Here is a 12,257-nt window from a genome sequence, read left to right as displayed (position 1 = left end):
TCACGTCTGGAAAAACTTGGGCTTTCCCTCTTGGATCAGCGCACAGGTGAGACGACCGGTGGCATAGGCGCCGGTATCGATTGCGATGCGTCCGGCTTCTGCGTTGGGTTTGCGCGTGATGGTATGACCATGCAGGATCCAGAGCCCGTCCCGGCGCGATTTGCGTATGAATTCAGGGTGTCCGAACAACAAGGCTTTTGGTTTTTGTTCGGCCAGTGGGGCGGCAGGGTCTGCGCCTGCATGCACCACGCCGATATTGCCACTTTGCCAAAAGAGAGGACGCGCACGCAGCCACGCCAAGAGATCCGTTCCCATCGCACCCAGCAAAGCATGTGCCAGGCCTGCCAGTTCATCCGGACTTGCCGCAGCATCGGCACCTGAAATGCCAAAGCTCTGCATCGTGGCTACACCGCCGTTCCGCAACCAGCGCGGACCCGACCGTTCTGGATGATCCAGAAAATCCAGCAGCATCTGTTCGTGGTTGCCCATCAGGCAAATGATCGGTTGATCCCCGTCCTCACTGCCCGAAGAAAGAAGTTGCAGGACAGTCGCACTGTCCGGCCCGCGATCCACATAGTCGCCGACAAAGACCGCCGGAATACCCGGCGCTTCACGAAGCATGATGGACTCGGCCTGCTCCAGCAAATCTGCACGACCATGGATATCCCCGATCGCCCAAAATGGCGCCTCAGGAGAAGGGTCTGCAAAAGATTTACCAGTGCCTAAACCAAACATACCAAAGCCAGATAGCAACCCACCTAAATTGGCAAGACCCCCCTGCCCTGCATGATGCCGCAGGGCCGGATTCAACCGTAATAATCGATGTACCAGTCGACAAATTGCTGAACACCCGTGCGCACGTCCGTCTGAGGCCGATATCCCGTCAGGGTTTGTAGCAATCGGGCGTCTGCCCAGGTTGCGGGAACATCACCCTTTTGCATGTCCATGTAGTTTCGGATGGCTTCCTGCCCAAGACTGGCCTCGATGGCATCCACAAAGTCCAGCAACTTGACCTTGTCCGAATTGCCGATGTTCACCACACGCCAGGGCGCAACGGGGCTTAGGCTGTCACCTTCTGGCACAACACCATCTTCGGGCCGTTCCGGAACAGCATCCACAAGCAACCGAATCCCGCGCACCAGATCGGTTACATAGGTGAAATCGCGGTACATCTCACCATGGTTATATATGTCGATTGGGCGGCCTTCGCGGATCGCTTTGACGAATTTGAACAGGGCCATGTCCGGACGACCCCAGGGACCATAGACCGTGAAAAACCGGAACATCGTGGTCGGCAGGTTCCACAGATGCGCGTAGGCATGCCCCATGCTTTCCGTTGCCTTCTTGGTGGCCGCGTAGATCGTAATCTGTGTGTCGGCCTTGTCCGTCTCGCTGAACGGCATCTGTTCGTTGGCCCCATAGACTGAAGACGTGGACGCCATCAGCAAATGATCCACTGAATGACGGCGCGCGGCCTCCATTACGTTGAAGGTCCCGACCACGTTGCTGTCTACATAGGCCCGCGGGTTTTCGAGGCTGTAGCGCACCCCGGCCTGCGCGGCGAGATGCACAATCACATCCGGCTCAAACGCGTCTGCCACCCGGTCAAACAGGTCACGATCTTCGAGCATACCTTCGGTGGCCGAAAAATTCGGGTTTTGCAGCAGCATCTGATGCCGACGCTGTTTCAGACTGACATCGTAGTAGTCCGTCATCCCGTCGTAGCCGTGTACAACAAACCCTTCATCAAGCAGCACCTGCGCCAGATGATACCCGATGAACCCGGCACTCCCGGTTATAAAGACTTTGCGCATCTGATTGCCTTTCGCGACGACGCACTGCGACCGTCCTGCCAAATTCCCGCGCTTGCTGGCACAAAGTACAGGGAAATGTCCACGCTATCCGTTCAACAATACACGAGGAAACCATGCTTCGCTATCAATCCGGAAACGCTGTGCCAAGAAAGGATAGCGGCGCTGTCCGCAGGGGATCAAATTTGCCCATCTGAACGGTATGCAAGCGGGTCTTGCCCGCATAACATCAAGATAACAAATGGATCTCTGGGGTGCTCACAACCCTGCTCTCTTGGACAAGGCTCGCCGCTTCATCAACGGCTGAGCCTTTTTCAATTTTAACAAGCGAGCGTGGATCAAGACAGGTAAGGCCGCGCAGGCAATTTCAGATCAGGTTGCGATCCCGTCCGATCATGGCGGCGTGTGTCCGGTTGCGGGCTTCCAGTTTCCGGCTCAGCGTTTTCACGTGAAGTTTGACCGTAACTTCCTGTACGCCCAGCTCGAACCCAATTTCCTTATTGGACTTCCCGTCACAGATCCCGCGCAGGACGTCCCGTTCGCGACTCGTCAACGGGTTCTCGTCGACCTCTTCTCTGTCGCGCAACATTTCGATGGGCGCATAAACCTCACCAGCAGCCATAAACCGAGCGGCCGTCAGGAAGGAGCGTGCCGGGAGTGTCTTGGGCACAAATCCCTGCGCTCCGGCTTTCAGGGCGGCCTGAGCCACTTCACGCGGCGCGGTGCCCGACAAGATCGCAACCGGCTTGCCGCCGTTCACTTCTTGCATGCGGGTCAAACCATCCAACCCATTCATGCCGGGCATTTGGTAATCCAGTAGAACCAGATCGAAATTTCCGTGTTTTTCGACACTGTCTACGGCATCGTCTAGCGTCGCAACCGTTTGAATTTCCTCAATATCTTCGCCATTGAGGAACGCTGCGATGGTTTCGCGAACCAGATCGTGGTCGTCTGCCAATAGAATACGCATCTGCAGGTGTCTTTCGGTTTTTTTCGTTTGACGTTAGGTTATTCACACTAAAGTCAAAACAGGCATCCACGAAGGCCGTCTGTGCTGAATTGCACATGGCATATCCCGAAGTATAGCCGTGCTATGCCTAAGCACCAACGACAAATGTAGAGCTGTATGGCATCACTTATTCACGCTGAAAACGGTTTTTCAGCTGTACGTACAGATATCGGGTGGACCATTTCAATGTTGGATCAATTTTCTCAAGGCAGACGTTGGGCACTTGGTTGCCTGAGCGCCGCGGTTTTTTTGCCGGTAGCGTTGTCGGCCGAGTCTGTTGCCCCACTTGAAAAGCCAGCCGGGCCAGTCGTTCTGCGTTTCTCTGGAGAGCTTTCCAATACAAATGTTGGAGAGGAAGCACATTTCGACATCGCCATGCTGGAATCGCTTGGGGCTATCACCCTGCGAACCACAACCATCTGGACAGACGGAGAGCAAGTTTTCCGAGGAACACCACTGGCAGAAATCGTCCGCGTGTTGGGTATCAGTGACGGGGTCCTGCGCGCACAGGCAATAAACGATTACGCCGTGGAAATCCCCTTGGAAGACGCGTCCGAAGGTAGTGCGTTGATCGCCTTTGAGCGGAACGGAAAGCCGATGTCTGTACGCGACAAGGGGCCCTTGTGGCTCGTTTATCCATACGATGTCGATGAGCAATTCAGATCTGAAGTCTACTACTCACGGAGCATCTGGCAGCTTGACCGGATGACGGTAATGCGGTGACCTGATCCGAGACAATCGGGGGGATCAGTTGAAACGCAGCATCCTGTATGGAATTGCTGGCAACAGCAGCATGCGACGGGGCTTTTTGGGCCTCGTCGCGGTTGCCTGTCTGCTGATGTCTTTGTTGTTCTCATTTGAAGTACGACAACAAATTCGCATGTTGGGCTACGCAGCCTCTGACAACGTGTTATGGGTTTTTTCGCGCGGCGAAATCGAAGCCGCGGCCTTTGAGACAGCCATCATCAACGAATCTGCTGCTGAGGTACCGGATCTCGATTTGGTGCGCCTGCGGTTTGATATTCTCTACAGCCGAATCGCCACTTTACGTGAAAGCGATGTTGTCAGACCTCTAAGAGACAATCCCGAATTGGCCCAAAACCTGCAAAGGTCGGCCCAAAGCGTCGAGCAATTGGTTCCGTGGATAGACGGTAATGATGAAACTCTCATAGCCGCCCTGCCACAGCTCAAAGAAAGTGCGACCCAGATTAACGGCGCAATGCTCTCTATGTCCCTGGCCGCGATTTCGTCTTACGCCGATATCTCTGACGAAAGCAGACAAAGCGTCGCCCTGACGTTGCAAATGATCGGTGTGGTGATCAGCGCTCTGTTTTTGATTCTGCTTGTCATGGTTTATGTCCTCGGGCGCTTGCTGCGTGCACAAGAAGAAAGCGCGAAAGCCCTCACAGAAGCCCGTGACAAGGCCATCGAGGGCGAACGGTCAAAGGCCCATATGCTCGCCGTTATGAGCCACGAAATGCGCACACCACTCAACGGTGTGATGGGTGCATTGGAATTGATCGATTCCAACGATCTGCCAGCAGAGCAACATACCTACATCAAGACCGCACGCAATGCGGCCAACCAGTTGGTTGGTCATGTTGATGACGTTCTCGACATATCACGCCTGGACGCGGGGCATCAGAAGAGCAGACCATACCAGTTTGATCTGATCACCATGCTTGAAGAGGTTGTTGAATCGCAGCAACCCAGCGCCAAGCTGCATGGCAATTCACTTTCGTTGAACCCGCCGCACCCTGACCTACACGATTGCTTTGGAGACGGCGCAAGAATTCAACAGGTCTTGCTCAACTATATTGGCAACGCGATCAAGTTCACCCGTGACGGCAAAATCACCATCGAAGCGGACTGTAACGATGGGCTCAGTGACGTTGAAATTCGGGTGACGGACACGGGTATAGGCATCGAACAAGCCGACCTCGATCGCATCTTTGCTGACTTTGTAACGCTGGACGTTGGGTATGATCGAACGAATGTGGGGACTGGCCTGGGGCTGGGTATTGTGCGCCGTCTCGCTGCATCGTTAGGCGGGACCGTGGGTGCCGAAAGCGAAGTCGGTCAGGGCAGTGTGTTCTGGCTTCGCCTACCTCTGCATCCCACAGTGACCGAAACCACCCAACATCCAGAAAAGGCAAAGCCGCGTCGAAAATCGCTGTCGGGCCTCAAAATTCTTATCGTAGAAGACAACGCCACAAACCGCATGATCCTGCGCAGCATGCTGCTGCGCATGGGGCATACGGTTGAAGATGCCTCTAACGGTCTCGAAGGCGTGGAAGCCGCGCGTGAGACACTGTTTGACGTGATCCTGATGGATATCTCGATGCCCGTTATGGATGGGTTGACCGCAACGCGCCAATTGCGATCCAGCAATCGCCCCGAAGCCAACGTCCCAATTATAGCCACAACAGCCCATGCTCTGCCCGAAGAACGGGATGCCTACCTGAAGGCGGGCATGCGGGGCATCCTGACCAAACCGCTCAGCGCAGAGGCTATTCAGGAGGCTTTGGCCGATGCGCTGTCGGACGACGACGGCACCGCCGAGCCAGATCCAACAGATGAGGCAATGGAATTAATCGATGCTGCGCAAATCCGGATGCTCAAACAGACGATGGAACCGTCCAAATTGGCGCAGGCATTGGCTGCGTTTTTTGACGAAATGAGTTCCTTTACCGGTACCGCCGGGCAAACCGACGCAGAGCCTGATCAAGCCCACCGTATGGCTGGATCGGCGGCATTGTTCGGAGCCGCCGCGTTAGCAGCGCATCTGCGTACCATGTGTGAGAGCGGCAAACGCAATCAAAACCGTATGTGGCGGCGGCAGGCACAAGAACTTCACCCGATTTGGGCCGACACCAAAGCGGCTTACGCATACACTGATTTGCCCGAGATCCAAAAAATTGCCCACGGGCAATTTTGACCGTGGGCTTTATTTTTTTTATGCGAATTGCCCGTGGGCAATTTTGGGAAAATGACGTTCTATTCCTTCTTGAACCGAGCATTCAGATAACTCTGAAATGCCGCTTCTAGCGAAGCCCGCGTCAGGTTTTCTTCAAACTCCATGGTCACCTTGCGGCCCTTTTTGTGAACGGTAATGCCCCGTTCCCCGGCGCTGCGGCGATATAGGGTCCCCGGGTCCTTTGCGGCCTTTGGCTTGGCGGGCTTTCCTGCCTGCAAGAGCCTGCGCATGACCGCCTGAGGCTCTACAAATGCGCCGCGCCCCTGCCTCGCTCTTTCCTGCTCACGCGCCAATGACCCTGCCTCCTCGAGGATGGCTGCAGATGCCTTGGGATCACCCAACAAGGGTTTGAGATCCCGGGCGTTGCGCTCACGCAGATCCCGAATGGAGGCAAAGGCCTGCACAATGATGTCCGGAAGTTTTGCCAGCTGCAAATAGCGCGACAGCCACGGCTGGCTGACTTCGAGCCTCTCGGCCATCGATTTCTGCTTGCCGCCATAGTAGCGTTCAATCGCGTCCGCATAGTCTACGGCGCGTTCATAATCCGAGATATCCTCACGATCCCGGTTTTCGATATCGGCCAGCCGAAAAGCTTCTTCGTCAGTCAGATCGCGGACATCGATCAGATACTTGAACTGCGTATAATTGTTGGCCCGAAGCCAGCTGACGGCAAAGTGCCGCCGCGCGCCGCAGATGACTTCATAGGGTTGATCACTGTCACCCGTGGCCCGGACGATCGCCGGGAATTCCTGCCGCCCTTGCGATCGAATACCATCGATAAGGTCTCGGCAGTTGTCCTCGTTCAAAAGACTGTATTCCCGGTTATGCCGTTCCCACAATTTGCATTCGGCCGGATCAACCCAGCGCAGCGTCTTTTCCTCAAGATCACCAGACAAGCGATCCGCAATTGAGGTCGAACGCTTTAGAAAGCGCGCGCCAGCGCGATCTTCGCGCTGGGGGGCAGGGGCATCCAAATCACTTAGAACATCGTCAAAGATGGCGTCGTGTTTACGGCTCATAGCAAGCCCTCCTTTCGCAAGGCAGCGTGGTGGCTGGGCCAGGTCTTGCGGATCAACACTTCGATCTCACGGTTGACCGCGTCCAGATAGGCCCGACAGCGTTTGTGCGTCTCGGTGCGGGTGGCAGCGCCCGTCAGCTCATAGACCGTGCTGAGATTGGCCGCCGCGTTGTCGATTTCCGCGCTGTCTTTCAGAACAGCCTGCAACATATCCATTGGAAAGACGGCATCCATCATTCGCTTGATCGCCACATGCGCCGATTTGCTGTCGTTCATCTTCGTGGCGAGGATCTTAACGAATGCATAATCGCGCGCACCGCCAGCCCTTGCCAATTCGTTAAGCGTGGCGCCCATCATTTTTAGAAAATGCGCAGTCGACCCAAAATCAATATTGTTGGGCGGGGCAGGGATGACCAAGGCATCAGCGGCACGCAATACGCTCAGCGACAGCATTCCCAAGGCAGGGGGCGGGTCCATCAGGATCACGTCAAACTGGTCTCGAATAGAGTCTATTCCAGCGCGAAGCCGATCCAGAACAAAGGTCTGGTCGCGGGCCATACGGGCGGCAAACTCATATTCCGCGTCGTATAGCCCAAGATTGGCCGGGATCAGCGCAATGCCGGGCCAATAGGTCGCCCTTAGTGCATAATGCAGACTGGCCGGCCCACCGTGCCTGAAAAACGGGTAAAGCGTGTCTTCGTCTTCATCCACGTCGATGTCGGGGTTCAGCCCGAACATGGATGTCGTACTGGCCTGACTGTCGCAGTCGATCACACACACACGATAGCCACGCAACGCGAGATACTGGGCAAGATGGCAAACCATGGTCGACTTGCCGACCCCGCCCTTAAAGTTCTGGACAGCCAGAACCATGGCGCGATCTGTTTCACTACGATGGGGCAGGGTGCCAAACACGCTGCGCATCCGATTGACATCAGCAAGACTGTAACCGGTGCGTCGGCCTGTCTCGGGGTCTTTTTCAGGCGCGGGCAAACGCCCGTCAGCCTCTGCATCGCGGATCGCCTTGTCGGTACGGCCAACCATTTCAGCGGCACGCCTGACATTGAACCTTAGATCAAGCGTCTTTTCAGTTCCCGGCGAATACAAACGATCGCGCAGACGCGCGATCACAGTAGAAGCGCGGCCAGCAAGTTGATCCAACTCGTCCAGCGTTACTGGGGGTAGGGCGGACTGCTCCATAATCATCCTCTTGTCGGGTATGCTGGTCGAATCATGACGGGTTGCCCGCCTGCACTCAAGTGCGAATATTTACGGTATAGCACCAAATAATCGGAAATTAGAGAAAGCTGCGGAAAAGGTCAGAGTTTGAGGTGTCGATAATGCTGAATACCAAGCCCCAAGCATAGCAACACCCGATTTGTAAGCTTTGGGATAAATTTCAGGATCCGGGTCGATCCAGGGGACTTATCCACAAAAATCCCAAATTTAAAAACACCCCTTCTGTTCAGGATTCTATATTTCTCTGTTCCAGTCCGGCAAAGCTTTGGAAAACCATTGTTTTTAGGCTCTAATCTTACACTTTGGGGTGTATTGGCTTACGGATCGGGATCGAAGGCCTTACACATTGGGGCGGTTAAACTTACGGCTCGGGTGGACCTTAAACCTTACGTTTTGGGTGCAGGCTTATCCACAGGAATCACTTGATTTTTTGGCTATAGTTTCAATGCTCTGCGAATCGGATGCGGGTTTTGGCCGGATTTAACGCTTACAAATTGGGTGCGTTGATCGACACTGCCGCTCATGATACCTTACGCGCAAAACAATACAAAAGTAAGAGCAGGGGTGTAAGCTGAATGGCTGCAACCAAACCATACCGCACTGTAGAGGCGCGGCCAAATGCAGAAAGCCTGATCAAACCGGGTGAGCTGGTCGATCTCGTTGAGGTCACGCCGCTGACGCTGGCGGACAGGCGGATTTACAACCAGCTTCTCGAAAATGCCTGGGATGCGATCGACCGGCCTGTGACTCACGTGATTTCCAAGTCGGACTTGCGCGGCTCTCATAACTCTAATGATCGGGTCGGAGAGTCCGTGGAACGGCTGATGTCCTGCATCGTCAAGGTGAAGGTCCTGCGAGACGGCGAAGAGGCGATTGAACGTGTTCAGCTGCTTGGCGGAAATATAGAAACGACCCGACGCGACGGATTGCTCGAATATGAAATTCCGCAGCGTTTGAGACGCATCATCAAGGACAGCACGGTTTTTGCCCGGCTTCAGCGCGAGGTGATGTTTGCGCTGTCCAGCAAATACGCACTGACGCTTTACGAGATGATTCAGAAGCGTGGGAACCTAAAGTACCGGTCTTCCGAACGATTCAGCCTCGATGATCTGCGCGGTGTTCTGGGTGTGCCAAAGGGCAAATTGACGTCCTGGTCAAACCTCAAGCTGCGCGCAATTGATCCGGCGATGGCCGAGGTTAATGCCCTTTCGGATTTCGTGGTTTCGATTGAGCCGATCAAAACCGGGCGCCGTGTCACCCACATAGAATTGCGGTGGTGGCGCAAGGACAGCGGCGGCACGGCGGCCGCTGAACGAGAGCTGAGCTTTTCCAAGGTTGGCCGCAAGGCGCGGATAGAAGGCCAGTCCGAGACCGTGACACCATCCAAGCCGCGCCCGGCGTGGTTGGATGCAAAAGGCGCGGCGTTGAAAACGGAGACCTATGAAACAGCGCGATTGCGTCACCCGGGCTATGATATTTACCATGTCGAGGGCGAATGGCGCAGCTGGTCCGCGGGCAAGGAGCCAGCCCGGGATCCTGATCGGGCCTTTCTCGCATTTTTCCGAAGCTTCGCGGAAAAAAACCCACTTTAGGCCGGGTTAGACACGCGGCACCTCAAAATTGCCCGTGGGCAATCAGTGACTATGGCCGTGCCCATCATCGTCCAATGACCCGTGAATTGCGAATTGCTCCATCCCGGCGTCTTGCGGTGCAATGGATCTGTAGGCTTCGCGTACCCCGGCATCGGACAGTTCACGCGCGACGGTCAGCAGCGTGTTTGGGTCAAACTCGTCACACAGGTCCACCATCTGCGCGATTTCCTCGGCGGCGACGGGCCGGGCTGCGTCTTTGTCGGGTGCCCCGTAGTACGTAACGAAATGCTGAGCCAGCAAATCGGTCAGGGTTGCGATCTCGGCTTCTTCGACCTGCGTGACGGCAACGAAAGTCACCCGGCCACCGGTTTCCAGTCCGAACCACCCATTGGAAAACGCCTGACGTGCCTTGCCTTCCAGATCGGCTTCACCCCAGTTGGAAAACTCGAACCCACCAGAGATGCACCATTCGCCGGTGCGGGCAGGGCTGGCAAAGACCCTTTGATCGGATTCGTCGAAGTGGATTGCACGAGCCAGCTTGCTGACTTTGGTCATGGCGTTTCCTCCAATAGGGTGGTCAGCGGGATCAGATGTGTTGTTTCGTCGTCGCGCAACAGCATGCCGAACCGCTCATCTACACCCAGAAAAGTTCCGGTCAGACCGTTTTGGCTGGCGGGTTCGCCGACGCCATGCGCCAGTCCGCGCCATTCGTTGTGCAAGGCTTTGGCACCATCGTCTTCCCACCGGTTGATCCAGTGCAGACTGTGCCGTGCCCAGCTTTCCAACAACCTTGGAGGAGAGACATCCGCGCAACCCTCGGCATAGAGCGAGGTTTCGTCCGGGTTTGTGCCCGGATTGTCGGAATCTGGCCAGAGGGGCAGGGTAAAGCCGACAACCAGCCAGTCGGGAACCGTGTCCGGGTCTGTCTGCGCCGCGACAAGGCGTAGCCGGCCGCAGGCAGCGCCATTCACCAGAATGCCGCCATCCCAGCGCAGATGCACTGCCACCTCGGGCGGCGCAAGCGCGCCAAGGGCGTTTTGAAAACCAACCCCGCAGAGCGGCAGCATCTGGGCTGCGTCGGCCAGAGGCACCTCGGGGGCGAATACCAGCGTGCCTTCCAGCACACTGTCCGTGATTCTATAGGCCACAAGACCGGCATCGCAGCCAAGCGTTGCCCTCTGGCATGCGTGGCGCAATGCGCTGTCCTGTGCCTCTTCCCCCCACATCAGCGGGGGAAAGGTTGGGGCTTCTTCGGTTTCAAGATCAGATGTCATGGGACTACCTAATTCGAAGCCAGTGGCTTATGCCACCCCCTTCGCGACCAAGGCTTTGGCCACGTCATGGAACGCGGCCGCTTGCGGGCTATCGGGTTGGGTCACAACCAGAGGTGCACCGCCATCGGCAGCCAGACGAATGTCCAGATGCAGGGGTACTTCCGCCAGCAAAGGAACACCCAGCTTGGCAGCTTCGGCTGCGACACCACCGTGACCAAACACATGTTCTTCGTGTCCGCATTGCGAACAGATGTGTGTGCTCATGTTTTCGATCATTCCGAGGATCGGCACCTTGAGCTGCTGGAACATGTCGATGCCCTTGCGCGCATCGAGCAACGCAACATCCTGCGGGGTGCTGACCACAACAGCGCCATCGATCTGGAACTTTTGGGTCAGGGTCATCTGCACGTCGCCAGTGCCGGGCGGAAGATCGACGATCAGCACGTCGAGCGCGCCCCATTGCACCTGATTCATCATCTGTTGCAATGCGCCCATCAGCATGGGCCCGCGCCAGACAACAGCCTGATCTTCGTTGGTCATCAGACCGATGGACATCATGGTAACGCCATGATTGCGCATGGGCAGGATGGTTTTGCCGTCCGGGGACGCGGGTCTGCCGCTGACGCCAAGCATGCGCGGTTGCGACGGACCATAGACGTCTGCATCCAGCAAGCCGACGCGGCGGCCTTGCTGTGCCAGGGCGCAGGCCAAATTGGCGGAAACGGTGCTTTTGCCCACGCCGCCTTTGCCCGAGGCAACGGCGATGATGTGCGTGACGCCCGGGACCGGCTGTGGCCCTTGCGGTTCTGCCTGACGCTGGGGTTTCAGATCGGGCGGCGGGGCCTTTTCGGTGTGCCCGGTCAATACGATCGAGACAGTCCCGACACCTTCGACGCCAGCAAGCGCTTTTTCGGCCTCGTCCTTGACGGCCTCATAGGCCTTGGCCTGACTGGGTGCGATTTCCATGACAAAACGAACAGCGCCATCGCCGCCCACGTTTAGAGCACGGACAACGCCGGCCCCGACAATGTCGCTGCCGGATACAGGGTCTGTTACGCCTTTGAGGGCTTCCAGAACGGCTTCACGGGTTGCGGCCACGGGTTACTCCTGCGCCTTGATTTCGCCGGTGACCTCATGGGCCAGTCCCAGCTCTTCACATGTGATGACCGCCTTGACGGCATAGGTTTTGCCGCTTCCGCCAGCGCTGCGCACGGCCTCTTCAATCGCTTGCTGGCTGGTCACACCAACCTGCTTGAGGAACTTGCGCATGGACATGTTGAAATCGTCGCTCATCTTTTACTTCCTTTGTCTTCGTTGACGGATGGCGCGCATGGGGC

The 12,257-nt window shown here is 56.3% G+C and carries 12 protein-coding genes; 3 read left to right on the top strand and 9 right to left on the bottom strand.

Translation table 11 applies throughout. The features are described from left to right. From PFY00_RS18325 to PFY00_RS18315, 3 genes are all read right to left on the bottom strand, one after another. Positions 1–735: a metallophosphoesterase gene (locus tag PFY00_RS18325; protein WP_271434051.1), complete on the bottom strand. Its 735-nt coding sequence runs from the start codon at positions 733–735 to the stop codon at positions 1–3. Positions 736–806: 71 nt separating this feature from the next. Then, positions 807–1,814: an NAD-dependent epimerase/dehydratase family protein gene (locus PFY00_RS18320; protein ID WP_271434050.1), complete on the bottom strand. Its 1,008-nt coding sequence runs from the start codon at positions 1,812–1,814 to the stop codon at positions 807–809. Between the two features lie 364 nt (positions 1,815–2,178). Beyond that, on the bottom strand, positions 2,179–2,781 hold the full coding sequence (locus tag PFY00_RS18315; protein WP_271434049.1) for a response regulator transcription factor: 603 nt from the start codon (positions 2,779–2,781) through the stop codon (positions 2,179–2,181). 156 nt (positions 2,782–2,937) lie between these two features. Here PFY00_RS18315 and PFY00_RS18310 point away from each other — a divergent pair, with 156 nt between their 5' ends. Next, on the top strand, positions 2,938–3,543 hold the full coding sequence (locus PFY00_RS18310; RefSeq protein WP_271434048.1) for a molybdopterin-dependent oxidoreductase: 606 nt from the start codon (positions 2,938–2,940) through the stop codon (positions 3,541–3,543). Positions 3,544–3,700: 157 nt separating this feature from the next. Further along, positions 3,701–5,758 carry an ATP-binding protein gene (locus tag PFY00_RS18305; protein ID WP_271434047.1) on the top strand — a complete coding sequence of 686 codons (2,058 nt, stop codon included), beginning with the start codon at positions 3,701–3,703 and terminating at the stop codon, positions 5,756–5,758. Positions 5,759–5,817: 59 nt separating this feature from the next. Here the strand turns inward: PFY00_RS18305 and PFY00_RS18300 are convergent, their stop codons facing one another. After that, complete coding sequence (locus PFY00_RS18300; protein ID WP_271434046.1) at positions 5,818–6,816, bottom strand: ParB/RepB/Spo0J family partition protein; 999 nt, start codon at positions 6,814–6,816, stop codon at positions 5,818–5,820. Further along, positions 6,813–8,015, bottom strand: a complete 1,203-nt coding sequence (locus PFY00_RS18295) for an AAA family ATPase (protein WP_271434045.1) — start codon at positions 8,013–8,015, stop codon at positions 6,813–6,815. Before PFY00_RS18295 ends, PFY00_RS18300 begins: the two co-directional genes overlap by 4 nt. Before the next feature lie 614 nt (positions 8,016–8,629). Here PFY00_RS18295 and PFY00_RS18290 point away from each other — a divergent pair. After that, a complete protein-coding gene (locus PFY00_RS18290) occupies positions 8,630–9,646 on the top strand; it encodes a replication initiation protein (RefSeq protein ID WP_271434044.1) in 1,017 nt (338 codons plus the stop codon). A gap of 42 nt (positions 9,647–9,688) precedes the next feature. Here the strand turns inward: PFY00_RS18290 and PFY00_RS18285 are convergent, their stop codons facing one another. Genes PFY00_RS18285 through PFY00_RS18270 form a run of 4 tightly spaced genes read right to left on the bottom strand, consistent with a single transcriptional unit; the run spans position 9,689 to position 12,213 of the window. After that, entirely contained in the window at positions 9,689–10,201 is a 513-nt protein-coding gene (locus tag PFY00_RS18285; protein WP_271434043.1) for a DUF6505 family protein, read from the bottom strand. Then, entirely contained in the window at positions 10,198–10,920 is a 723-nt protein-coding gene (locus PFY00_RS18280) for a biotin/lipoate--protein ligase family protein (RefSeq protein WP_271434042.1), read from the bottom strand. The genes PFY00_RS18285 and PFY00_RS18280 overlap by 4 nt, the downstream gene beginning before the upstream one ends. Before the next feature lie 27 nt (positions 10,921–10,947). After that, the gene (locus tag PFY00_RS18275; protein WP_271434041.1) at positions 10,948–12,018 is read right to left on the bottom strand and encodes an Mrp/NBP35 family ATP-binding protein; all 1,071 of its coding nucleotides are present in this window, start codon (positions 12,016–12,018) and stop codon (positions 10,948–10,950) included. 3 nt (positions 12,019–12,021) lie between these two features. Next, on the bottom strand, positions 12,022–12,213 hold the full coding sequence (locus tag PFY00_RS18270) for a DUF6494 family protein (protein WP_271434040.1): 192 nt from the start codon (positions 12,211–12,213) through the stop codon (positions 12,022–12,024). Positions 12,214–12,257 lie beyond the last annotated feature (44 nt).

The organism is Thalassococcus lentus (assembly GCF_028023555.1).
Lineage (GTDB): Bacteria > Pseudomonadota > Alphaproteobacteria > Rhodobacterales > Rhodobacteraceae > Thalassococcus_A > Thalassococcus_A lentus.
The sequence above is the reverse complement of the archived record's forward strand: the minus strand, read 5'-3'. Positions and strand labels throughout refer to the sequence as shown.